Origin of the sequence: Kitasatospora sp. NPDC056651 (genome assembly GCF_042792155.1) — a bacterium.
In the GTDB taxonomy this organism is placed as follows: Bacteria; Actinomycetota; Actinomycetes; order Streptomycetales; family Streptomycetaceae; genus Kitasatospora.
Window position 1 is genome coordinate 1 of sequence record NZ_JBHTWX010000105.1, and the last position, 23,698, is coordinate 23,698.

Consider the following 23,698-nt stretch of genomic DNA (forward strand, 5'->3'; position numbering starts at 1 on the left):
GTTCGGAACGGGGGCGGCCGGCCCTTCTCGCGGTCACTCCTTGCCGAGCACCGTGACGTCCAGCTCCTCGGCCGCGTAGCCGGCCCGGATCACCTTCTTGTCGAACTTGCCGACCGAGGTCTTCGGCACCGACTCCACGATCGACCAGCGCTCCGGCAGCTGCCAGGAGGCGATCCGCTCGCCCAGGAAGGCCCGCAGCTCCTTGAGCCCGACGGCCGCGCCCGGGCGCAGCACCACGGTGGCCAGCGGGCGCTCGCCCCACTTCTCGTCCGGGACGGCGACCACGGCGGCCTCGGCCACGTCGGGGTGGGCCATCAGGGCGTTCTCCAGCTCGACCGAGGAGATCCACTCACCGCCGGACTTGATCACGTCCTTGGCCCGGTCGGTGAGGGTGAGGTAGCCGTCGGCGGTGATGGTGCCGACGTCGCCGGTGCGCAGCCAGCCGTCCTCGGAGAACTTGTCCTCCGGGCGGACCGGGTCCTGGCCGGCGCCGCCGTAGTACGCCCCGGCGATCCACGGGCCGCGCACCTCCAGCTCGCCCGCCGAGATGCCGTCGTGCGGCATCCGCTCGCCGCCCGGGCCGGTCAGCCGGGCCTCGACCGAGGCCGGGAAGATGCCCTGGGTGATCCGGTACGGCCACTCCTGCTCGGGGGTGAGGCCGCCCGGCGGCTGGGCGAAGCAGCCGAGCGGGGAGGTCTCCGTCATGCCCCAGGCGTGCAGCACCCGGATGCCGTGGCGCTCCTCGAAGCCCTTCATCAGCGCGGGCGGGCAGGCGCTGCCGCCGATGACCACCATGCGCAGGCTGGAGGTGTCGTAGTCGCCCGCGTCGAGCTCGTCCAGCAGACCGCTCCAGATGGTGGGGACGGCGGCGCTGACGGTCGGGCGCACGGCGGCGATCATCTCGGCCATCGGCTTGGGCTGGAGGAAGCGGTCCGGCATGAGCAGGTTGGCACCGGACATGAAGGCCGCGTGCGGGATGCCCCAGGCGTTCACGTGGAACATCGGGACCACCGGCAGCGCGGTGTCGCGCGGGGTGAAGGCGAAGTTGTCGCCGGTGTTGACCTGGAGGCAGTGCAGGTAGACCGAGCGGTGGCTGTAGAGCACGCCCTTCGGGTCGCCGGTGGTGCCCGAGGTGTAGCAGAGCACGGCCGCCTGCCGCTCGTCGACGTCGTCCCGCCAGGGGTACTCGGTGGGCCGGCCGGCGATCAGCTCCTCGTAGTCGTGCACGCCGCCCGCGAAACCGGCCAGCACCGAGCGGTCCCCGGGGCCGCTGACCACGATGTGCCTGAGGGTCGGCGCGAGGTCCGGCAGCACGGCGGCGAGCAGCGGGAGGACGGTGCCGTTGACGATGACCACCCGGTCGGCGGCGTGGTCGACGATGAACGACAGCTGCTGGGCGGGCAGGCGCAGGTTCAGCGTGTGCAGTACGGATCCCATCGCGGGGACGGCGAGGTACGCCTCCAGGTGCTCGGCGTTGTTCCACATGAGGGTGGCGACCCGGTCGTCCCCGGTCACCCCGAGCTCGTCGCGCAGCGCCCAGGCGAGCTGCGCGGCCCGTGCGCCCACCTCCGCGTAGCTGCGGACGACCGGCCCCGTGCCATCCCAGGTGGTCACCGTCGAACGGCCGTGGATCGTGGCCCCGTGCTTCAGGATTCGGGCGACGGTGAGCGGGACGTCCTGCATCGTGCTGAACACGGGTCCTCCTTGACCTGGCGGCACTGCGGCTGCGCCCGCGGACACCTACCGGGCGGTAATGCGCGCGGACGTGCCCGATTGTGCCGCCCGTACCCCGCCGTGTCAGTACCTCGGACCCGTTGCGCGGATCACGGATTCGTCCCGGTTCCGCAGGATTGCGGTCGGATGCCGTCAGGCCCGGCCGGTCGCGACCAGGTGTGGCCAGGTGTGGTCAGACGCGGTCGGGGCGGGCGAGGCGGAGGGAGTTGGCCGGGTCGGGGGCGTAGGCGGGGTCGAGGATCCAGCCCTGTTCGGCGGCGACGCGCAGGGCCTGGTGCGCGCCGGCGCCGCGATAGGTGGCGCGCGCGAGGTGGATGCGGCGCAGGAAGGTGCCGTCGGGGGCGGTGAGGGCGCGGTAGGAGTCGGCGGCGCGGTCGAGCTCGCGGGTGGCGTCGCGCTTGAGGATCCGGCGGATGTGGCGGTCCCAGGCGGCGGGGCTGTTGGTGAACTCGGCCCGGAAGGCGCGCGGGCCGACGGTCCAGCGGGCGGCCCAGCGGTCCCAGTAGTCGGGCTCGGTGCGGCTCACCCAGCAGGTGAGCAGGCCGTACACCGGGGCGTAGACGGTCTGGAGCAGGAAGACGAACGGCAGCAGCGGCGCGAAGCGGACCGGCTGCGGGCCCCACGGGGTGCCGGGCGCGGCGGGCGGGTCCTGCGGGGACGGCGCGTGCGGGGCGGCCGGGGCGGGGAAGTGGCGGGCGAGCCGGACGTGCCCGGCGTCGGTCCCGGACACCACGCCGTGCCAACCCCGCCGCTCGGCGAGCCGGACCACGCCGACCGCGCCGAGGCCGCGGTAGAGCCGCAGCGCGAGCCCGACCTCCACCACCCGGCCGTGGTCGGCCCGCAGCTCACCGCCACCGGCCGCGTGGGCCGCCTCGGCAGCGGCGATCCGGCGGGCCAGGACCGGGGTGACGTAGCGCTCCCAGTGCTCCGGGCGGCCGGTGAGCTCGGCGCGCAGGCGGCGCGGCGGGATGAAGCCGCGGTTCACCTTCAGCCAGCCGTCGGAGTTCGGGCCGGATCCGCCGCCGACGTTGTCGGCCAGGATCAGCAGGACGAAAAAGCCCACCAGGCCGAGGATCCAGAGCGGGGCGTAGATCCACTGGAGCAGGAACTGGAGCAGCACGACCAGGCGGTTGCGGCGCGGCGCGGGGCCGGGGAAGCCGCCTCCGGGCTGCGGGGACGAGCCGAACCGCGCCGCGGAGTACGGCGGTTGGGGCACCGGCTGGGCCTGCTGCGGCGGGTACGGCTGCGGTGGCGGCACCGGCTGGGCGTAGGGGTTCGCCCCGTGCGCCGCCGGCCCGTACGGGTTCCGCGGCGGCGGCGCGCCGTACCCGTTCACGCCGCCGTACCCCTGACCGTTCGCCATGCCGCTCCCCCCGTACCGGATCGGGGGTCACCCTACCCGCGGGGTCTCAGCCGGCGGTCGGGCCGTCCACGAGGTTGCGGTCGACGGCGAGGGTGGCGCCGTTGAAGGTCTCCTCGACGTTGCCGTGGTACTGGTGGACGCGCTGGTGGAAGCTCCAGAGGTCGGGGGCCAGGCCGCCGGAGCCGGCCGTGTCGACCTGGTCGTCCCAGCGGGCGTACCAGAGCGCGTCGGGCATCGGGGAGCTGCCGGCCCGGGCGGCGGCGGCGAGGTCCGAGATGCCCGAGTCGAGGCTGGAGTAGAAGCCGGAGCGGTAGCCGGCGGCGTGCAGGCCGGCCGTCCAGCCGAGGGTGAAGTCGACCACGGCCTGGCCGCAGGCCGGGTCGCGCATCGGGTAGGCCTCGATGTCCAGGTAGACCGGGCTGCCGCCGGCGAGGCCGAGCGAGCGCAGCGCCTGGGCCGCCTCGTCCGCCTCCTCCCGGCCCTGCTCCGCGGCCTTCGCGGGGTCGATCCGCTTCGGCTTGCGGCTCAGGTCCGCGCACGGCGCCTGCAGCCCGACGTGCACCGGCAGGAACCGCCAGCCCATCGCCCGCACCTGGCGCACCCAGTCGGCGGTGAGCCTGGGCTGGCCGCAGCCGCGCTGGGAGCCGCTGGTGTAGATGCCGACCGCTCCGTACGGGGAGGCGCCGCGCCAGGCCCGCAGGGTGTCGAGCGGCGGTGCGGTGCAGGCGTCGAAGGCGGGGCCGCTCCAGGTCTCGAGGGGCCGGACCGGCCCGCCCCGGTCGGGGAGCGTGACGGTCCGGATGCGGGGGGCGGCGGCCCGGGCGGCGACTTCGGCGCTCGCGCCCGTCCCGTCGGTGGCCAGCAGGAGCACGAGGGCGGCAGCGAGGAGGGCCGCAGGACGGAGATAGCGCACCCCGCCTTGTTACTGACGGACCGTCGGATGATCGCGGCAGCCACGCCGCGACGCCCGGACGAGTCCACCCTTTCGGACGCACCCGTCCGGTTCCGTCCCGATTTTTGTAACGAGCTTGCTGGTTGGTCACTCCTTACGGCAAACTCACGAATATGCCCGCGTCCCATACCAGCGAAACCCCCGCCGCCTCATCGTCGGCTCCCGCCGTCACCGAGGCCCTGGCCATGCCGCCCGCCCCCAAGGGCGAGCCTGCCGGCGAACGGGGCGGCTGGCGACGAGGCGGGGCGCCCGGCCCCACGGCGCCACCCGAGATCCACCCCGGCCGGTCCACCGGCCGGATCGGCAAGATCCTGCGGCGCCCGGACAGCATCCCGGCGCCGCTTCTCTGTCTGGCCGCGATGTTCCTGGTGCAGACCGGCATCGCCCTGTCCAAGCCGCTGTTCGGCCCGCTCGGGGTCAGCGGCACGACCTTCCTGCGGCTCGGCTTCGCCGCCGTCATCCTGCTCGCGCTCACCCGGCCGAAGCTGCGCGACAAGCGCCCGCGCGACCTCGGCGCGGCCGCGCTGCTCGGCATGGCCTCGGCGGGGATGACCTTCCTGTTCGCCGGGGCGATCGACCGGCTGCCGATGGGCACCGCCGCGACCATCGAGTTCCTCGGCCCGCTCGCCGTCGCCCTGGTCTTCGCCCGGCGCGCCAGCCACCTGCTCTGGGCACTGCTCGCGGCCGCGGGCGTGGTGCTGCTGACCCTGCTCGGCGAGGGGGACGGCGGCGGGTCGCTCGACCCGGTCGGCCTGCTGTACGCCTTCGGGGCGGCCGCCTGCTACTCCCTGTACATCCTGTTCACCGACAAGGTCGGCGCGACCTTCCAGGGGTTCCAGGGCCTGGCGGTGTCGATGACGGTCGGCGCGCTGACGCTGGCGCCGTTCGGGCTCGGCGACGCCTGGCACGGGCTGACCGAGCCCGGTGCCTCGCCGCTGGGACTGCTCGCCGCGGTGGCCGGGGTGTCGCTGCTGCTGCCGGTGATCCCGTACGCGCTGGAGATGACCGCGCTGCGGCGGATGCCGCAGCGGGTGTTCAGCGTGCTGGTCAGCCTGGAGCCGGCGGTCAGCGCGCTGGTCGGACTGGTGGTGCTGGGCCAGCTGCTGGGCCTGCCGCAGCTGGCCGGTATCGGCTGCGTGGTGGCGGCCAGCGTGGGTGCCACGCTGACCGGACGGCGCTAGGGCCGGACAGGCCCTGGGGGTTCCGTCCCGTGAGCTCGGGACGGGGAGGCCCTACGGCCAGAGCAGGATGCGCGACCACGCCGGGGAGCTGACCGGGCCGGTGCGGGTGTAGCGCAGCCGGACGTGCCGGCGCCCGGTGTCGCCCTGCCAGAACTCCACCTCATGGGCCCACAGGGTGTAGACCGCGTGCCCGGGTGCGACCGAGTCCGGGTGCGCCTCCAGCCGGCGCCGGGCGACCGCCACCGCCTCGTCGTACTCGGCGAACGAGCCCAGCGGCTCGCTCTGCCGCCCGACCAGCGCACCGACGCGGGCGGCGGGCGAGCGGGTGGCGAACTCCGCGGCGGCGACCAGGTCGGCGGCCCGCTCGACGGTGCCGCGCACCCGCACCTGGCGGCCCAGCTGCGGCCAGTAGACGGTCAGCGCGGCCGCCGGGTGGTCGGCGAGCTGGCGGCCCTTGGGGCTGTGGGCGTCCGCGGAGAAGTTCCAGCCGGTGCCGGCCGCGTCGACGTCCCGCAGCACCAGCACCCGGGCGTCCGGCATGCCGTCGGTGTCGACGGTGGAGAGGGTGAAGGCCTGCGGGTCCAGCACACCGGCGTACAGCGCGGTGGCGAGCCAGTCCACGAACAGCGGGCCGGGCTCGGCGGGGGCGGCCTCGTGGTCGAAGGACGGCAGCGGGCGGGCCATCGGCGGACGGCCGAGCAGCAGCTCGGGGACGGACCCGGGCCCCGGCCGGTGCTCGCGGACCGGCTCGGCCTGCTGCTCCGGGCGTGCCTCCGGTACCGGCGCCGGGCCGGGCTCCGAACCGGACTGCGGCGTCCGCTCCGGCTCCGGTGCGGGCCTGGCTCCGTCCGGGCCGGTCAGGCCCTCCTCCTCCGCCGCCATCGCACGCCCTTTCTTCCGATTGCCGCGGTCGCCGCCCCGCCCGGGCCGGTCCTTCCGGGCCCGGGCACGTGGGTGCGCTGTCGGAGCGCAACCGTACCGTCGTGCTTCCACGGCTCCGGGCGCGGGCCCTCGGTGGGCGGATCCGGGCCGGTCGGGGCGGGACATCCGGCGGGGAGGTCCGGCACGGAGATCCGGCGGGGAGGTCCGGCGGGGAGGTCCGGCACGTGCGCGTCCGGCACGTGTGTCCGGCGCCGGACGCACGCGTGGGCGGTGCCGATGGCGGCACCGCCCATGAGACCGGTTTCGCGGTGACCCTTTCCGCCGGCCGGTCGAATGCGCTGTTCCCTCCGGTGTGACGCGTCGGATCGATGCGTTGCTCCGGTGCGGTGCGCTCGGCTCCCCCGAGGCCACCCACGTCAGGCGCCCCCGCCTTCCGTGGTGGGCAGTCGGTCAGTGGGAGGCCGGAGCGAAGATGACGTTGATGTTCTTGTCGCCCTGGCCGGCCAGGACGTTGCCCGCGTTGTCCTTCGCCGCGAGGGTGTTGTCCTGGTTCGAGGCACCGGTGCCGGTGGCCGTCTGCTGGGTGGAGACGTGGTTGCCGTCGATCCCGCCGAACACGTTGCCGGCGCCGTTGTCGGAGACCGAGCCGCTGTCGGCGACCGAGCCGTCGCCGGCGGCGGCGCCGGCCCCGACCAGCAGCAGACCGGCCGCGAGTGGGCCGACGAGCGGGCCGACACGTGGGAGTCCGAGCACCCGGCGGGCGCGGATACGAACCATGGAGCCTCCAGGGAAACCGTTCATCGTGCAGAGGTCGATCAAGGTCTGCAAGGTTCGTCGACGGGACGAACACCTGCGGGCTGCGACGCCGGAGGACAGCCTTCCGCAACAAATCGACAAAGCGCTAGCCCGTACGGCCAATTTCGCCCGTTCGCGTGATATCCGGTCAGGCCGCGCATAACGCCGGAGAATGCGGACAGCACGCCGGCACGCCTCATCTGAGCTGGGACTTCGACCGGGCGGCCACCGATGATCACCCCTCGGGGAGCGGCGCGACAGCATCACACGAACCGCCGGGCGCACCACCCCGGCGCGCACGAACCGTGAACACGCCCCTGAAAAGTTCGATCACCCTTCCATGTCGACTTTCCAGTCATTCACAGATCATCAGATCATCTTGCCGGGATTCAGGATTCCCAGCGGATCGAAGACCGCCTTCACCTGCCGTTGCAGGTCCAGCGCCACCGGGCCCAGCTCGCGGACCAGCCAGTCCCGCTTCAGCAGACCCACCCCGTGCTCACCGGTGATCGTGCCGCCCAGCTCCAGGCCGAGCGCCATGATCTCGTCGAAGGAACGCTGGGCACGGGCCGTCTGCTCCTCGTCCGCGGCGTCGAAGATGACGATCGGGTGAGTGTTGCCGTCCCCGGCGTGACTGACCACCCCGATGGTCAGCCCGTGCCGCTCGGCGATCACCGCCACGCCGCTCAGCATCTCCGCCAGCCGGGAGCGCGGCACCGCCACGTCGTCGATCATCGTGGTGCCCAACCGCTCCAGCGCGGGCAGCGCCATCCGCCGGGCGGCCAGCAGCAGATCGGACTCCGCCTGGTCCTCGGCCGGCACCACCTCGGTCGCCCCGGCCGCCCGGCACAGCTCGGCGACCCGGGCCAGCCCGGCCTCCCGGTCCGGCCCGTCGAAGGCCACCAGCAGCAACGCCTGGGTCGACTCCGGCAGCCCCATCCGCCCCAGCTCGTTGACGGCCCGCACCGAGACCGCGTCCATCAGCTCCATCAGCGACGGGGTCAGACCGCGCGCCATCACCTCGCAGACCGCCGCCCCGGCCGCGTCCGCGCTCGGGAACTCCGCCGCCAGCGCCAGCTGTGGAGCGGGCGCCGGCCGCAGCGCCAGAACCGCCCGGACCACCACGCCGAGCGTCCCCTCCGAGCCGACGAACAGCCTGGTCAGGTCGTACCCGGCCACGCCCTTCGCGGTGCGGCGACCGGTGGACAGCAGCCGCCCGTCCGCCAGCACCACGTCCAGGCCGAGCACGTACTCGCTGGTGACGCCGTACTTCACGCAGCAGAGCCCGCCCGCGCCGGTGCCGATGTTGCCGCCGATCGTGCAGGACTCCCAGCTGGACGGGTCCGGCGGGTACGAGAGGCCCAACTCCTCGACCGCACGCGAGAGTTCGGCGTTCACCACGCCGGGCTCGACGACCGCGATCCGGTTCACCGGGTCGATCTCCAGGATCCGGTTCAGCTTCACCAGCGACAGCACGACGCAGCCGTCCACCGCGTTCGCCGCACCCGACAGGCCGGTCCGGGCCCCCTGCGGCACCACCGGGACGCGCAGCTCGGTCGCGGTGCGCATCACGTGCTGCACCTGCTCGACCGTCTCCGGGAACACCACCACGGCGGGCAGCCCGGCCGTGCAGAAGCCCGCCATGTCGTGGCGGTACGCGGCGGTCACGTCCGGGTCCACCACGACCGCCCCGTCCGGAAGCCCCCGCGCCAGCCGGTCCGTCAGATCACTCATCGCCGCCTCCAGTCGCCGCCGCCCGGCCGCCTCCACCTCCGCACTCTGCCCGCCGCCCGGTACCCGGGCAAGTGGGCCGCGGCGGGAAGGAGAGGCGGGCAGGAGGAGCGGGGAGAACGGCGAAGCACCCGGCGGGACAGGGCGGAGCCGACGAGGGCCCGGTCAGGCACGGCGGAGGGCCGGGCCGGCCAGGGCCGTCAGGCCGGCGGCGGCGGTGGCGAGGGCGCAGAGGAGGGTGGGCAGGACGGCACCCGCCGCGTCCGCGAGCAGGCCCAGCAGGGTGTTGGAGAGCGCCAGGGCCACGCTCTGCACGAGCGTCAGCAGCGCCTGGACCCGCGACAGATGAGTCGGCGGCGCGCCGGTCAGCACCAGCGGGCCGAGGTGGCAGGCGAAGAGCCCCGAGCCGAGGCCCGCCACCGTACTGCCGGCCACCGCCGCGACCGGCCCCGTGGCCAGCGCCAGCAGCGCGGCCCCCGCCGACGCCGTGCAGAGCCCGGCCGCCGCTCCCACACCGGCCCGGGGCAGTGCGCCCCGCCAGGCCACCAGACCCGCCACCACCAGCGTCCCGGCCGCCTGCCCGCCGCTCACCAGCCCCGCCGTCCCCGCCGCCCAGCCGTGCGCCCGGGCGAGCAGCGGACCGAGCAGGGACACCACCGGCAGCAGCGCCCCGGCCGCCGCGCCGGCGAGCAGCAGCGCGGCACGCAGCAGCGGGTCGGCCAGGGCGAGCCGGACGCCGGACGCCGCCTCGCGCAGCAGGCCGGTCCGCGGGCCGGTCGGCTCGTCCGCCGCCGGCCGGACCCGCAGCAGGACCAGCAGCACGACCCCGAAGCTCACCGCGTCCGCCACCGCCGCACCGGACAGCCCGCCGGCCGTGACCAGCAGGCCGCCCAGCGGCGCCCCGAGCAGGACGGCGCCCTGCCCACCGGCCTGCCGCAGGGCGAGCGCCCGGGGCAGCCGGTCGGCGGGCACCAGCCGGCGCGGCATCGAACCGCTCGCCGGGAGGTAGAAGGCGTCGACCGTCCCGATCACCGCCGCCGCCGCGACCAGCAGCCACAGTGGCGTCCCCCGGTCGGCCGCCGTCAGCGCCAGCGCGACGGTCGCGGCCAGCATCACCGCGTCCCCGGCGAGCATCACCCGGCGGGCGCCGAACCGGTCCGCGACCGCGCCGCCCAGCAGGACCAGCGCGGTGCGCGGCACGGTGATCGCCGTCAGGACCAGCCCGGCCGCGCCGCCGCCGTGCGCGGAGGCGGCCCAGCCGAGGGCGAAGTACAGCGCCGCGTCGCCCAGCAGCCCGGCCTGGGTGCCGACCAGCCAGAGCAGGTACGGCCGGGGCAGCGCGGGGCGGGTCGCCGCGCCGCGGGTCGGTGCGTCGGTGGTGGTGGTCACGCCGGGCGACGCTAGGGCCCTCGACCCGGTCGAGGGCAAGCGCCGCTACCGGCGGACGACCGGTTCCTGGAGCTCGGTGACCCACCCGGCCGGGTCCTCCGGGCACTCCAGGTACAGCTCCCGGGCGTAGCCGGCCGAGCGGTAGCCGTTCTCCTCGATGAAGCGGGCCAGTTCCTGGCTGGTGCCCAGCACCGCGTCCATCGAGCCGCGGTGCACGATGGTCGCCGCCTCCTCGATCGGCGCCAGGTCGCGCACCTCGAAGCCGTGCCCGTCCGGCCGCGCCGACGGGCCGACCGGGACGGCGGCCAGGACCAGCACCGAGCCGTCGCCCTCCGGCGCGTCCCGGTAGTCGGCGACGGACGGCCCGGTCGCCTCGATCCCGGCCTCGGCCAGCCGCCGGCACAGCTCGGCGAACAGCGGTCCGATCACCGGCCCGATGTCCTCCGGCTCGTAACTCGCGGCCACTGCCGTCAGTTGGGCCACCCGGACGGACGGCACCGGCTTCACGACGACATCGTGTGCGGACATGGTCCCCTCGCTCTCGATCGTCCGGAGCCTCGCCTCCACCCGGGCCAGCCGCAGTTCGTCGGCCGCGATCGCCTCGGCGAGCTGGGCCCGCCGCAGCCGCAGCATCCCGCGCAGTTCGGCCGCGTCCGGCCGCTCGTCCAGGACGGCCCGCACCTGCTGCAGGGTGAAGCCGAGCTCCTTGAGCGCGATCACCCGGTTGAGCCGGGCGAGTTGGGCGGCCTCGTACAGGCGGTACCCGCTGACCGGGTCCACCCGGGCGGGCCGCAGCAGTCCGATCGCGTCGTAGTGGCGCAGCATCCGTACCGACACCCGGCCGTGCTTGGCGAAGTCTCCGATGTTCAACATGGTGTGACCACTCCACCCCCTGCCACCGTGTCAGGGTCAACCCCGACCTTCCGCGCCCCGCCGGAAAACACCGAGGGCGGGTGCCGAACGATGTCGGCACCCGCCCTGAGCAGGTGGTTCTCCTACCGGCGGAGAGCGTGGGATTCGAACCCACGGTACGGGGTCACCGCACGACAGTTTTCAAGACTGTTCCCTTAGGCCGCTCGGGCAGCTCTCCAGGCGGAGGTCAGCCTAACGGGTCCGGCGGGGTTCGGTGCACACGTTTCGGTGGGCCCGGAGGTCACGGCTGGTCGCCGACGCGCTCGGCCAGGGTGACCTTGGTGTTGAAGGTCTGACCGTTGCGGGTGTACTCGACGTCGACGGTCTCGCCCGGCTTGTGCGTCCAGATCCGGCTGACCAGGGCGGGGCCGTTCTCGATCGGGGCGCCGCCGAGCTTGGTGATGACGTCGCCCGGCTTGAGGCCGGCCTTGTCGGCCGCGCCGCCGGGGGTGACGGCCGGCTGGCCCTGGATGTCCTTGGTCTGGATCTGCGCGCCGTCGCCCTTGTAGTCGTCGTTGCGGAGCACGTCGAGCTTGGCGTAGACCGGCTTGCCGGTCTTGATCAGGGTGTCCGCGACCCACTTGGCCTGGTTGATCGGGATGGCGAAGCCCAGGCCGATGCTGCCGGCCCGGCCGTTGGCGGAGGCGTTGGACTGGATCGCCGAGTTGATGCCGACCACGGCGCCGCCGGAGTCGAGCAGCGGGCCGCCGGAGTTGCCGGGGTTGATCGAGGCGTCGGTCTGGAGGGCGTTCATGTACGAGGCCTGCGCGCCGGTCTCGTCGCCGGAGGCCACCGGGCGGTCCTTGGCGCTGATGATGCCGCTGGTGACGGTGGACTCCAGGCCGTACGGCGCACCGATCGCGACGGTGGCGTCACCGACGTTGACCTTGTCGGAGTCGGCCAGCGGCAGCGGGGCCAGCTTGCTCTTGGGCGGGTTGTCGATCTTGACGACGGCGACGTCGTAGCCCTCGGCGTGGCCCAGCACCGAGGCGTTGTAGGAGCTGCCGTCGGCGAACTTGACGGTCAGTTTGCCGCCGTTGAGGGTCGGCGCGACCACGTGGTTGTTGGTGAGGATGTGGCCCTCGGTGTCGAAGACGAAGCCGGTGCCGGTGCCCGACTCGCCGTTGCCCTGCGCCTTGATGGTGACGACGCTGGGCAGCGCCTTCTGCGCGATGGCGGCGATCGAGCCGGGGCTGGGCTCGTTCTTCTGGGTGTCGCTGGCCTGGATGGTGGTGCTGCGGTGGTCGTTCGCGGAGCTGCTGCTGTCGGCGCGGTTCGCGACGGTCACGCCGAGCGCGCCACCGGCCAGACCGGCGACCAGCGCGACGGCCGCGAGCAGGGCGACCAGGCCGCCGCGCTTCTTGCCCGGGCCGCCCGGGCCGCCGGGACCGCCGGCGTACTCGGCCGGGTAGCCGACCGGGCCGCCGGGGTAGCCGGCGCCGCCGGAGGAGTCGTGGGCGGGGCCCCAGCCGCCGAGCGGCTGACCGGCCCCGAACGGGTGGTGGCCGTGCGCGGCGGGGGCGCCGGGGGCGGCCGGAGCGGCGCCGTACCCCTCGTGCGCGCCGTACCCCTCGTGCGCGCCGTACCCCTCGTGCGCGCCGGCGGCCGGGACGCCCTGGGCCGAGGTGGCGTACGGGTTGCCGGACGGCGGCAGGGCCGGGGCGGCGGGCGGGGCGGGCGGCAGGACCGGCGGCGGCGCGTCGATGTAGCCGGTGGCCGGGTCGACGGCCGGCTCCTGGACGGCGGGCGCGATGGGCGCGGCGGGCGCCTCCGCGACGGGCGCCTCCGGTGCGGGCACCTTGGTGAAGGCGACGGTGGGCTTGTGCCCACCCTCCGCCGGAACACCCTCCGCCGGGACGCCGTCGACGGGCGCGGCCCCGGGCTCGGGCACCCGGCGGAACGCCATGGTCGGCTGGTGCCCGCCCTGAGCGGGGCCGTCGGAAGCGGCCTCAGCCGCTCCCGGGCCGGCGGGCTGCTCCCCCTGCGGCCCGGTGGGCCCAACCTCGCGCTCGGTGCTCACGGACGACCTCCATAGCTGGCAGAACCAAGGACCATAGTTTTTCGCACTGTCGATTCGATTGCCGTAAGGACCCCTCTGAAGAACTCATAAGAATCCTTAGCCGGCCCCGACCTCGGTACCGTCGGCCGAGGCTCCCCTCCCCGCCGGGTGTCCCGCGATGCGGACCGCGCACCCCTCGGCCTTGGGGGTTCGCCCCCGTCCCGGTTAGCCTGTCGCTCACAACTGACACGCGGGAGCTTGGACCCACCAGGCTGAGAGTGCGCATGTCGACCGTACGCCACCGGAGTGACGGACGTTCGAGGGGGCGCTGACCGCCGGAACCTGTCCGGGTAATGCCGGCGTAGGGAGTATCGGCCATGCCGCCTGCTTCGCCATCCTCTTCTCCGGACGCGAACGCGTCCGAGGATTTCCCCGGTGCCACGCCCCCCGCGGGCGGCGCACCCACCGGGACCGCCGCGACCGCCGTCCTGGAGCGCGCCGAGCGCGCCGAGCACGTCGAGCACGTCGAGGCCCCGCTGGTCCTGGACACCGAACCGCCGCGCACGCTGCGCTTCCGGGACCAGTTCGCGCTCTGGATGAACCTGGGCGTCAGCCTGATCGGCTTCTCCACCGCCGCCACCGTGCTCGGCGCCCGCGGCAGCGAGCTGTCGCTGGCCGCCGCGGTGACCGCGATCACGGTCGGTACGGCGGTCGGCACCGCGATGCTCGGGGTGGCCGCGGTGATCGGCGCCCGCACCGGCGCCCCCGCGATGGCGAACCTGCGCGGGCTGTTCGGCACCCGGCTGTCGTACCTGCCGACGGTGCTGAACATCGTGCAGTGCGTCGGCTGGGGCGTGTTCGAGCTGCTGACCATCTCGGCGAGCGCCCAGACCGTCGCGCACACCAGCGGCTACCGCTGGCTGTTCGTCCTGCTCGCGGGCGCGCTGACCACCGCGCTGACCATCTGGCCGCTGGGCTCGATCGCGGTGCTGCGCCGGTTCGTGGCCGGGGCGGTCGCGGTGGCGATGGTGTACTTCACCGTCCAGCTGGGCCGTCAGGGCGTGCCGGACCCGGGCGCGGGCAACTGGCACGGCTTCCTGGGCGCCACCGACGCGATGATCGCGGTGTCGATCTCCTTCGTTCCGCTGGCCGCCGACTACACCCGGCACTCGCGCACCCCGCGCTCGGCCTTCTGGGGCAGCTTCTCCGGCTACACGATCGCCCAGGTCTGGTGCTACGTGCTCGGCCTGATGGCGCTGCTGCAGTCGGACGGCGACCCGAACCGGATCTTCGACTCCTTCCTCGGGGTCTGGGCCGGCTGGCTGTTCCTGCTGGTGCTGGTGCTGCGCGAGACGGACCAGTCCTTCGCCAACGTGTACTCGACCGCGATGTCGGTGCAGAACCTGCTGCCGAAGGTGGACCGCCGGGTGCTCTCCGGCGCGATCGGCGTCCTGATCACCGTGCTGGCGCTGCAGATCGACGAGTTCACCGACACCTACTACGGCTTCCTCGGCCTGATCGGCTCGGTGTTCGTGCCGCTGCTGGCGGTGCTCGCGGTGGACTACTTCCTCGGCGCCGGACGGCACGGCTGGAACCTCTCCGCGGACGCGCCGTCCCGCTGGCTGATGCTGCTGCCGTGGCTGCTGGGCTTCGCGGTCTACCAGTTCATCGCGCCGACCGCCGTGGCCGGCTGGTGGACGGACTTCTGGACCTCCGCCCAGGAGGCGCTGCACTTCACCCCGCGGGAGTGGACCTCCGCCTCGCTGTTCGCCTTCCTGGTGCCGGCCCTGGTCACCTGGGCGCTCACCCCGCTCAGCCGGCGGGGCGCCCGGGGCTGAGGCGGCCGGCGCCGAGGCGCCCGGCACGAGGACGAGTCGCGGACGAAGACGGCCCCACAGGTTGGGGCCGTCTTCGTCCGCGCGTCACTTCCGCCGCCTATCGTTGGGCCCGTGACCAGCCCAGACCTGTCCTCGGCGGCGGCGCGCACCGCGCCTCCCGTCCAGGTGATCGCCCACCGCGGTTCCTCCCACGCCCTGCCCGAGCACACCCTCGCGGCCTACCGGCGCGCGCTCGACGAGGGCGCGGACGCGCTGGAGTGCGACGTCCGGGTCACCGCCGACGGCGCGCTGGTGTGCGTGCACGACCGCCGGATCGGCCGGGTCTCCAACGGCCGGGGCACCGTCTCGGCGATGACCCTCGCCGAGCTGGAGGCGTACGACTTCGGCGCCTGGAAGACCGGCCGCCCCAGCACCGACCCGGAGCTGCGCGGCGTGCTGCGGCTGGAGCGCCTGCTGGAGCTGGTGGTGGAGTGCGGCCGCCCGGTGGACCTGGCGATCGAGACCAAGCACCCGGTGCGCTTCCGCGGCCGGGTGGAGGCCGAGCTGCTGCGGACGCTGGAGCGGTTCAAGATCGGCGCGAACCGTGAGGGCGACCGCCCGTCCGCCCGGATCATGAGCTTCTCCTCGATCGCGCTGAACCGGGTGGCCGCCGCCGCGCCGGAGTACCGGCGGGTCTTCCTGTTCGAGCGGCAGCTGCCGCTGCTCGGCCGGCTGCGCGCGGGCTCGCCGCTGCCGGGCGGGGCGCGGATCGCCGGTCCGGGCATCGAGCTGGTGCGGGCCCGCCCGCAGCTGGTGACCCGGCTGCGCGAGCTGGGGCACGAGGTCCACGTGTGGACGGTGGACGAGCCGGCCGACGTCGAGCTCTGCCTGGAGCTCGGGGTGTCCGCGATCATCACCAACCGGCCCGCGGCGGTGCTGGCGCAGCTCGGCCGGTGATCCGCCCGCGCACCGAGCGCGATAGCCGTCCGATCCGATCACTCTGGTCGGCAGTCAAACCTTCCTTGCTCGAAATTGCCGGAATTCATTCACCCGGGCGACGGAGGGTGAGCGTGGAATGACCTGATGTCGACTGTCGGTCGCTGTGCTCGAAATGGACTCGCGGGATCGTCCGGTGCTCGTTTCCGACGCATTACCAAGGGGCATCTCTCCCTCGGCAAACGCTGAAGGAGGTCCGGGGGTGGCGTTGATGGTGGCGCGTGCTGTGCCCATAGAAGCTGGGCCGACCTCATCGACCATGGCAGTGCCGCACGGCCCGGCGAGTGTCGGGGTCGCGCGGCGCCGACTGCGTCGAGATCTGGGTGACCGGCAGATACCGGAACCGGTCATCGATGATGCCGTTCTGATCCTTTCCGAGCTGTTGAGCAATGCCTGTCGGTACGCCCGTCCGCTCGGCCCGCTGGCGGCCCTGGGCCGCAGCGCCCGGGCCGAGGTGCTCGGGCAGGTGCTGGTCGGCGTCCCGTCCGGGCCGCACCCGGCACCGGGCGGCCGGGAGTCCGCCGAGGGCTCCGCCGAGCCGGACGGCGGGGTGCTGGTCCGCTGGCAGATGCACGCCGACGGGGTGCTCACCCTGGAGGTCACCGACGGCGGGGCGACCACCCGGCCGCTGCCCGCGAGTCCCTCGCTGACCTCGCGCGGCGGCCGCGGCCTGAGCATCGTCGGCCAGCTCGCCAGCGACTGGGGCGTGCGCGACTCCCCCGGCGAGGTCACGGTCTGGGCCGCGCTGCCCGCCCGGGCCCGGCACGCCCGGCGCACCGGGGACGATGCCCGTAGCGCGTGAGCCGGGCGCGGGGAATGTGTCGTTAGGCTTCCCGGAACACAGGACCACCGTTCCCGGGAGAGCCGCAGCATGGGCAAGAAGGCCGCCAAGAAGGCGCCGCAGCGCCAGTCCACCACCGCCGTCACGGGCGAGATCCCCGCGGTCGGGGCCCGCGAGGACTGCCCCTGCGGCTCGGGCCGCCGGTACAAGGCGTGCCACGGCCGGGAGGCCTCGCACGCGGTGCAGGAGCTGGTGCACCGCCCGTTCGAGGGCCTGCCGGGCGAGGCCGACTGGGTGGCGCTGCGCGAGCTGGTGCCGGCCGCCACGGTGCCGCTGGAGCTGGCCGCCGGGGTGGCCGACGGCGCGAGCGGTGACGTCCCCTCGGTCACCCTGGCCACCGTGCTGCCGCTGGCCTGGCCGGCCCTGCGCCGCCAGGACGGCTCGATCCTGCTCGGCCTCCAGACCCAGTCCGCCTCGGGCGACCTCAGCCGCGACCTCGCCGACGCCCTGGAGCTGGCCCTGGCCACCGAGCCGGGCAGCCCCGTGCCGGCCCGCCGGACCGTCCCGGGCGGGCGCCGCCTCCAGGACCTGCTGGACACCACCGCCGCGTTCGAGCCCACCGTGCACGCCGGCTTCGAGTTCTGGCTGGAGGACGCCGAGTCCGCCGCCGGCGAGGTCGCCGCCTCGCTGGAGCGCGCCAACGCCTCGGCCATCCCGACCGAGAAGCTCGCCGGCGTGGACGCCGCGTACTGGTGCGGCACCCCGGACAAGAACCACCTGCGCTGGGTGATGACCGTGCCGGAGGAGCAGCTGCTGGACGCGCTGGCCCGGCTGAACGCGGCCGGCGAGGCCTCGCTCGGCGCGGACACCCGTCTGGTCGGCTCCTTCCGCGCGCACGGCCTGACCGTCCCGGTGTGGGACCTCCCGCTCACGATGACCGCCGCCGACTGCGAGAAGCCGGCCGCCGAGTTCGCCGAGCGGCTCGCCGCGGTGCTCGCCGACGGGACCCCGCTGACCGCCGAGGAGCGGCGCGCCCGGGCGAACCTGGTGAACCGTCAGGTCACCCTGAACTAAAGCACGCGGGATCGGCGTGATACGCGTCACATTGTCGTGGTGAACGCGCAATTTCCGGGCGTGCAGGGCGTCTTGGAAATTGGCGCGGGCGCAGATCCTTGTTACTGTCTAAAGAGTCCGGCCGCTGGTGCATCCCCCGTCGCCAGCGGCCGGATCTTTTCTTTTTCCGGAGCGCCCGATCTCCGGCGCCCGCGGACGGCCCCGACGCCCGGCCCGGTTCCGGCGCCCTCAGTAGGCCGAACGTCCGCTGTCCAGCCGGACCGTCGCCTCCACCAACTCCCCCAGCAGCGGCCCGACCTGCGGCAGCCACACCCCGCCGGCGCCCGGCCGCGGCGCCAGCACCCAGCGCACCCTCCCGGCCGCGCCACCGGGCGGCAGCGGCAGGAAGCCGCCCGGCCCGTGATAGCGCAACGAGCCTGGCACCCAAGGGAGTTGGGCGAGCATCTCACCGAGCACGTCCAGCGAGTACGGGGCCACCAACAGCGCGTAGCGGCCCGGCATCGCCAGCACCGGGCCAAGCGGCAGCCGCAGCGCGCCCAGGTAGACCAGCGCCCGGGCACCGGCCGCCGCGGGCAGGCTGACCGCCGACACCGCGGAGCCGGTGGCGGCCAGCACCGGCGCGTCCGGGCTCTGCCGCTCCCACCACCAGCGCACCATCCTGGCGTCCGTGGTGGCGGCCAGCAGCGAGGGGTCGTGCGGGTGCGCGCCGGGGACGGTGCAGTCCGGGTCACCGCAGGAGCAGCGGCCGTCACGCGGCACGGTGCCCGGCACCACGGGCCAGCGGTGTTCGACGGCGGCCGTCAGGGCCGCGGCCAGTCGGGCGGCACGTGCCTCCGACCGGTCCTTCGGGTTCTCACGCATGGCGCTCGTTCCTTTCCCTGACCGCTCGGTTCGCTCCACCCCGCGGGCGTCCGTCGGGATCCTCCGCGCGGGCCCGCCGCGGCACGGCCCCGGGCGGCACGGGCGGGGCGGGCGGCAGGACGGACGGCGCGGCTTCGACGTGGAGCGGGGATGGAGCACGACTGAAAGGGCCGCGCACTGGAACAGCCCTTGGAACGAGAATCCCGTACGCGACCGGATGGACGCCGCCCGGGCGCGTTTGGTTCCACCGTACGAGTGAGAGAGTTCCGGCCGGAGCGGCTCACGGGCGGCACGGACATACGATCCGGACGGCCGCCCGGACCGTCCTCCCGGTTCTGCCCGTTCGCGGCCCGCTCCATGCCTCCGGGCCCGGCCGGCGCGTGCGCGGGCCCCGCGCCCCCGGTCGGGGCACGGTGGATGAGGAAACGGCCACGGCGCCGTCCTGGATCTGGACATGCCCCGAATGGCCTGTGTAGAAGTGGTGGCATTGCTGTCGATCAATGACGAGTAGTAGCGAATCGAGGCGAAACACGCCCTTCGGCCGTGCTCGCTCCACATTGGCCTTATCTGGGGGTTTCGCATGGCACGTAGCACCGCGTCAGGAGTGGCGGCATGAACGAGTCCCACCCGTCGACGGCCGTTCCGTCGACGCCGACCGCCGAGCCGGACGGACCCGGCTGCGCAGGCGGGCTCACCGTCCTCGACCCGCCGGGAACGCCCGGCTCCGTCGACGCCCAGGACGACCCGGCCTGCCCGGACCGCGAGGACGGCCCGTCGGACGACCGCACGGCACCTTCCGCCGCCGTGCAGGACCGTTTGGCCGGACGCCTGTCCGATATCACCAGCCTGCACGAGCACACCGAGCTGCTCGCCCGCACCCGCGGCCTGGCCGCCACCCTGGACGCCGTCCTCGCCTCCGGCGCCACCATGCTCGGCGCCCGGCGCGGCATGCTGGTCACCAGGCTGCCCGGCGGCGGGCCCGGACAGCCGGTCGGCCTCGCCCTCGACCGCGCCAGCCTCGGCGCCCTGGAGACCGTCCCGGCCGAACAGAGCCTGCTGGCCCGGCTGCTGCGCGAGCAGGACCGGCCCGACCAGCTGCACTCCCACGACCTCGCCGAGGACCCTGCCATCGGCCCCCGGCTGCGCGAACTCGCCGTCCACCTCGGCCTCGGCGGCGCCTTCGGCCTGCCGCTCGCCACCGACGAGGACGGCCCGCTCGCGGCCGCCCTCTGGTTCTACGACGGGCCCGCCGAACCGACCGAGTGCCAGCGCTCGCTGGCCCGCCACTACTGCGAGATCGCCTCGCCGCTGCTCGCCAAGCAGCTGGAATCGGACCGGATCGCGCGCACCACCGAGGCGCTGCGCCGCGGCCTGCTGCCGGACCGGCTGCCCCACGCGGCCGGACTGCGACTGGCCGCCCGGCTCGTCCCGGCCGGCCTGGAGCACTCCGCCGGCAGCGACTGGTACGACGCGATCCCGCTGCCGGACGGCACCCTCGGCCTCACCGTCGGCTCGGTCTCCGGCGACGGCCCCGGCGCCGGCCCCGGCTCCGCCCCCGGCGCGGCCGCCGCGATGGGCCGGGTCCGGGCCGCGCTGCGGGCGTACGCCGTGCTGGAGGGCGAGGACCCGGTCTCCGTGCTGGGCGACCTGGAGCTGCTGCTCAAGACCACCGAACCCGCCCGCACCGCCACCGCCGTCTACGCCTGGGTCGAGCCCGAGGAGCGCCGGATCACCCTGGCCGGCGCCGGACACTGCCCGCCGGTCCTGGTCGGCCGGCACGGCGCCGAGTTCGTGGAGACCTCGCTCTCCGCCCCGCTCGGCATGCTGACCTGCTGGGAGGCCCCCGGGGTGGAGTTCACCGCCGAACGCGGCGACACCCTGCTGCTCTACACCGAGGGGCTGGCCCGCCGCTGCGGCCCGACCCTGCACGCCGGGCAGGCCAACCTGCGCCGGGCCGCCGCCGACGCCCCGCGCGACGTGCGGACCGACCCGGACCGGCTCTGCGCCCACCTGCTGGCCGTCTGCCCGGCCCCGGAGACGCCCGCCGCCACCGACGACCTGATGCTGCTGGCGGCCCGCTTCGAGTAGCGGTTCGAACCCGGAGCATCCGGGCGGCCGGGCGTCCGTACCATGGACGCACGGCCGCCCGCGCGTGTCGCGATCCGACACCTCCCCCGACGGGCGGCGGTACCACCCCCCAAGGAGGCGTTGCACGTGAGCGAGGACCGTACCCCCGCGGTTGCCGAGAACCCCGAGGCCGAGGGCGGCGAGCAGCCGGAGCAGTTCGTGGGCCGCAAGAACGGTCTCTACGGTGAGATCTCCGACGAGCTGGCCGCCTCGATGAAGTCCGGCTGGGCCGACACCGAGCTGCACGGCCTCGCGCCCGTCGCCCAGGCCCGGTACGCCGCCGAGCGCCGCGCCAAGCTGTCCGCCGCCTTCCCCGGCGAGCGCCTGGTCGTCCCGGCCGGCAACCTGCGGGTGCGCTCCAACGACTGCGACTACGCCTTCCGCGCCGCCAGCGAGTACGTCCACCTCACCGGCGACCGGACCGAGGACGCGGTGCTGGTCGGCGAGCCGACCGGCACGGCCGGCCACGAGTTCGCGCTCTACCTGCTGCCCCGCTCGAACCGCGAGAACGGCGAGTTCTGGCTGGACGGCTACGGCGAGCTGTGGGTCGGCCGCCGCCACAGCCTGAGCGAGCAGGAGCAGCTGCTCGGCCTGCCCGCCCTCGACGTGCGCGAGGCCGCCGAGGAGCTGGCCGCCAAGGCCGCCGACGCCGCCGTGCCGACCCGGATCGTCCGCGGCTACGACGCCGGCCTGGAGGCCGCGCTGGCCGACGCCCTGGACGCCGGCAAGGACGCCGAGTTCAAGGAGTTCCTGAGCGGCCTGCGGCTGGTCAAGGACGAGTGGGAGATCGGCGAGCTGCGCGCCGCCTGCGACGCCACCGTCAAGGGCTTCACCGACGTGGTCCGCGAGCTGGGCCAGGCCGTCGCCACCTCGGAGCGCTGGATCGAGGGCACCTTCTGGCGCCGCGCCCGGGTCGAGGGCAACGACGTCGGCTACAGCACCATCGCGGCGGCCGGCCCGCACGCCACCACCCTGCACTGGGTGCGCAACGACGGCGACGTGCGCCCCGGCGAGCTGCTGCTGCTGGACGCCGGCGTGGAGACCAGCACCCTCTACACCGCCGACGTCACCCGCAGCCTGCCGATCGACGGCCGGTTCACCGAGCTCCAGCGCCGGATCTACGACGCGGTGTACGACGCCCAGGAGGCCGGCATCGCGGCGGTCAGGCCCGGCGCCCGCTTCCGTGACTTCCACGAGGCCTCGCAGCGCGTGCTGGCCGAGCGGCTGCTCGCCTGGGGCCTGCTGGACGCCTCCGTGTACGACGTGGAGAAGGTCCTGGAGCTCGGCCTCCAGCGCCGCTGGACCCTGCACGGCACCGGCCACATGCTCGGCCTGGACGTCCACGACTGCGCCCACTCGCGCCGCGAGGAGCACGTCGACGCGCTGCTGGTGCCCGGCATGGTGCTGACCGTCGAGCCCGGCCTGTACTTCCAGCAGGACGACCTGACCGTGCCGGAGGAGTACCGCGGCATCGGCGTCCGGATCGAGGACGACATCCTGGTCACCGCCGACGGCAACGAGAACCTCTCGGCCGGCCTGCCCCGCCGCGCCGAGGACGTCGAGGCCTGGATGGCCTCGCTGGCCTGAGCGCCGTAGCGGCCATGCCGTAGCCGCCGTGCCGTAGCCGCCGTGCCGTAGCGGTCACGCCGTAGGGCCATGTCGTAGCGGCCGTGCAAGAGGGCCCGGTCTCCCGAGCAGTGGGAGGCCGGGCCCTCGGTCATGGGTGCGGGGCCGTCACCGGTCGGAGGAGAGGTTCTGGAGGGTGCTCCGGTGGTCGTTCGCCCGGGCGCCCACCTGGACCTTCACACCGTGCTGCGAGGGCTTGGTCATCGTGATCCGGAAGGCGTACTCGGCCGAGTCGCCCGAGCGGTCGACCTCCAGCCCGGCCGGGGCGATGGCGGTCAGGCCGCCGCAGTCGTCGTGCAGCGCGACCGGGGTCCACGCGCCGCCGGTCTTCGCCTCCAGGACGACGTCCCCTTCGTTCACGCCGTAGGGGCTGGACACGACCACCTCGGGACGCAGCTCCGCGGTGCCCTTCGGCGCGGTGACGGTGAAGCCGAACTCGGCGGGGGTCGTCCCGGTCCGGAGGTCCGTGGTCGACACCCGGCTCACCCACGGGCCGTCGGGGTCGACGACCGCGCCGTGCCACACGGCCTTCGCCATGTCGAGGTGGTTCTTGGAGTTCGGCACGGGGGCGTCCGCCTCGATCACGAGCGCGCCCGGGCGGTTGACCGTGGACAGCCGGACCCGGTACTCGATGGTCCGGCTCTCGCCGGCGGCCAGGGTGAAGGCCGCGTCGTCGCCCGTGCCCGCGTAGTCCATCCCGGTGCCCTGGCTGAGGTGGTCCAGCGTCTTCCAGCCCGAGGCGTCCTTGCGCTCCAGGGTGCCCTCCGCCGCCCCGAAGACCAGCGGGCAGGGCGCGCCCTCGTACGGCTGGGTCGAGACCACGGGGGCCACGGCGCGGGTGCCGGTGGTGTCGTTGTTCTTCCAGGTGACGGAAAAGGGCACCAGCTCGCCCCGGTTGATCCGGCCGTTCACGTCCAGGCCGCTGAAGCCGATCTTGATGCCGCCTCCGCCGGACGGGGTGGTGGGCTTGGCGGGGGCGGGCTTGGCCGCGTCCTTGACGGCGGTCCTGGCGGTCGTCTGGGCACCGGCCTCGGCGGTCACGACGGTGGGGGCCTGCGCGTCGGTGGGGGCCTCGGCGGTGGCCGGAACGGTGGGAGCGGGAGTGGTGGCGGCCGGGGTGGTGGGGGCGGGGACGGCGCCCGCGCCGGGCGTGGCCGACGAGGTGGCCGCGGGCGTGGCGACCGGAACGGAGGCGGCGACGGAGGCCCCGCCGTTCGTCGGACCGCAGGCCGCGACACCGACGGCGGCGACCACGGCCAGCGGGACGATCTTCGCAATACGGGCGATAACAGACGCGTTCATGTGACAGTCCCCCCATAGGACAAGGTGATGGTGTGATCCGAAAGAACGAGCGCCCACTGTCGCGCCCCGTGGAGTCGGCCCGAGCCCCCCGGCTCTTCGCCGGCCGCTCCCCCGCCTCTCACTGACATAGACGTCCATCCCCCCAAGGGGTTGCAGCCCGGTTCGAAATATTTTCC

Annotated in this window: 18 protein-coding genes, 1 tRNA gene and 1 riboswitch; of the genes, 7 read left to right on the top strand and 12 right to left on the bottom strand. The window is 74.4% G+C overall.

What is annotated here, in order from left to right:
* Window positions 1-33 precede the first annotated feature (33 nt).
* From ACFRAR_RS30735 to ACFRAR_RS30745, 3 genes are all read right to left on the bottom strand, one after another.
* On the bottom strand, window positions 34-1,695 hold the full coding sequence (locus ACFRAR_RS30735) for a long-chain fatty acid--CoA ligase (RefSeq protein ID WP_380702106.1): 1,662 nt from the start codon (window positions 1,693-1,695) through the stop codon (window positions 34-36).
* Window positions 1,696-1,906: 211 nt separating this feature from the next.
* Window positions 1,907-3,097: a hypothetical protein gene (locus ACFRAR_RS30740; RefSeq protein ID WP_380702108.1), complete on the bottom strand. Its 1,191-nt coding sequence runs from the start codon at window positions 3,095-3,097 to the stop codon at window positions 1,907-1,909.
* Window positions 3,098-3,143: 46 nt separating this feature from the next.
* Window positions 3,144-4,010: a glycoside hydrolase domain-containing protein gene (locus ACFRAR_RS30745; protein WP_380702110.1), complete on the bottom strand. Its 867-nt coding sequence runs from the start codon at window positions 4,008-4,010 to the stop codon at window positions 3,144-3,146.
* 152 nt (window positions 4,011-4,162) lie between these two features.
* On the opposite strand from ACFRAR_RS30745, the gene ACFRAR_RS30750 reads away from it, so the two are divergent.
* On the top strand, window positions 4,163-5,230 hold the full coding sequence (locus tag ACFRAR_RS30750) for a DMT family transporter (protein WP_380702112.1): 1,068 nt from the start codon (window positions 4,163-4,165) through the stop codon (window positions 5,228-5,230).
* Between the two features lie 51 nt (window positions 5,231-5,281).
* Here the strand turns inward: ACFRAR_RS30750 and ACFRAR_RS30755 are convergent, their stop codons facing one another.
* From ACFRAR_RS30755 to ACFRAR_RS30785, 7 genes are all read right to left on the bottom strand, one after another.
* A complete protein-coding gene (locus ACFRAR_RS30755; protein WP_380702114.1) occupies window positions 5,282-6,112 on the bottom strand; it encodes a pyridoxal 5'-phosphate synthase in 831 nt (276 codons plus the stop codon).
* A gap of 450 nt (window positions 6,113-6,562) precedes the next feature.
* Window positions 6,563-6,889: a hypothetical protein gene (locus tag ACFRAR_RS30760; RefSeq protein ID WP_380702116.1), complete on the bottom strand. Its 327-nt coding sequence runs from the start codon at window positions 6,887-6,889 to the stop codon at window positions 6,563-6,565.
* A gap of 387 nt (window positions 6,890-7,276) precedes the next feature.
* Window positions 7,277-8,641 (bottom strand): FAD-binding oxidoreductase, encoded by a 1,365-nt coding sequence (locus ACFRAR_RS30765; protein ID WP_380702118.1) that lies wholly within the window; start codon window positions 8,639-8,641, stop codon window positions 7,277-7,279.
* A gap of 162 nt (window positions 8,642-8,803) precedes the next feature.
* Window positions 8,804-10,027, bottom strand: a complete 1,224-nt coding sequence (locus tag ACFRAR_RS30770) for an MFS transporter (protein WP_380702120.1) — start codon at window positions 10,025-10,027, stop codon at window positions 8,804-8,806.
* A gap of 45 nt (window positions 10,028-10,072) precedes the next feature.
* A complete protein-coding gene (locus tag ACFRAR_RS30775) occupies window positions 10,073-10,900 on the bottom strand; it encodes a MerR family transcriptional regulator (RefSeq protein WP_380702122.1) in 828 nt (275 codons plus the stop codon).
* Window positions 10,901-11,029: 129 nt separating this feature from the next.
* Window positions 11,030-11,117 (bottom strand) — tRNA-Ser (locus ACFRAR_RS30780).
* A 63-nt stretch (window positions 11,118-11,180) separates the two neighbouring features.
* Window positions 11,181-12,959 (bottom strand): S1C family serine protease, encoded by a 1,779-nt coding sequence (locus ACFRAR_RS30785; RefSeq protein ID WP_380702124.1) that lies wholly within the window; start codon window positions 12,957-12,959, stop codon window positions 11,181-11,183.
* 219 nt (window positions 12,960-13,178) lie between these two features.
* Window positions 13,179-13,323: riboswitch (TPP riboswitch) on the top strand.
* On the opposite strand from ACFRAR_RS30785, the gene ACFRAR_RS30790 reads away from it, so the two are divergent.
* From ACFRAR_RS30790 to ACFRAR_RS30805, 4 genes are all read left to right on the top strand, one after another.
* Entirely contained in the window at window positions 13,316-14,776 is a 1,461-nt protein-coding gene (locus ACFRAR_RS30790) for a purine-cytosine permease family protein (RefSeq protein WP_380702126.1), read from the top strand. Its footprint overlaps the riboswitch before it by 8 nt.
* A gap of 111 nt (window positions 14,777-14,887) precedes the next feature.
* Window positions 14,888-15,712: a glycerophosphodiester phosphodiesterase gene (locus ACFRAR_RS30795; protein ID WP_380702128.1), complete on the top strand. Its 825-nt coding sequence runs from the start codon at window positions 14,888-14,890 to the stop codon at window positions 15,710-15,712.
* 421 nt (window positions 15,713-16,133) lie between these two features.
* The gene (locus ACFRAR_RS30800; RefSeq protein ID WP_380702130.1) at window positions 16,134-16,553 is read left to right on the top strand and encodes an ATP-binding protein; all 420 of its coding nucleotides are present in this window, start codon (window positions 16,134-16,136) and stop codon (window positions 16,551-16,553) included.
* Window positions 16,554-16,622: 69 nt separating this feature from the next.
* On the top strand, window positions 16,623-17,606 hold the full coding sequence (locus ACFRAR_RS30805; RefSeq protein ID WP_380702132.1) for a DUF5926 family protein: 984 nt from the start codon (window positions 16,623-16,625) through the stop codon (window positions 17,604-17,606).
* Window positions 17,607-17,834: 228 nt separating this feature from the next.
* Here the strand turns inward: ACFRAR_RS30805 and ACFRAR_RS30810 are convergent, their stop codons facing one another.
* Entirely contained in the window at window positions 17,835-18,467 is a 633-nt protein-coding gene (locus ACFRAR_RS30810; protein WP_380702134.1) for a bifunctional DNA primase/polymerase, read from the bottom strand.
* A gap of 612 nt (window positions 18,468-19,079) precedes the next feature.
* Between ACFRAR_RS30810 and ACFRAR_RS30815 the strand changes: the two genes are divergently transcribed.
* Window positions 19,080-20,555 carry a PP2C family protein-serine/threonine phosphatase gene (locus ACFRAR_RS30815; RefSeq protein ID WP_380702136.1) on the top strand — a complete coding sequence of 492 codons (1,476 nt, stop codon included), beginning with the start codon at window positions 19,080-19,082 and terminating at the stop codon, window positions 20,553-20,555.
* A gap of 126 nt (window positions 20,556-20,681) precedes the next feature.
* Window positions 20,682-22,181, top strand: a complete 1,500-nt coding sequence (locus ACFRAR_RS30820) for an aminopeptidase P family protein (protein ID WP_380702138.1) — start codon at window positions 20,682-20,684, stop codon at window positions 22,179-22,181.
* A gap of 147 nt (window positions 22,182-22,328) precedes the next feature.
* Here ACFRAR_RS30820 and ACFRAR_RS30825 read toward each other — a convergent pair whose 3' ends face one another.
* The gene (locus ACFRAR_RS30825) at window positions 22,329-23,522 is read right to left on the bottom strand and encodes a hypothetical protein (RefSeq protein ID WP_380702140.1); all 1,194 of its coding nucleotides are present in this window, start codon (window positions 23,520-23,522) and stop codon (window positions 22,329-22,331) included.
* Window positions 23,523-23,698: the final 176 nt, after the last annotated feature.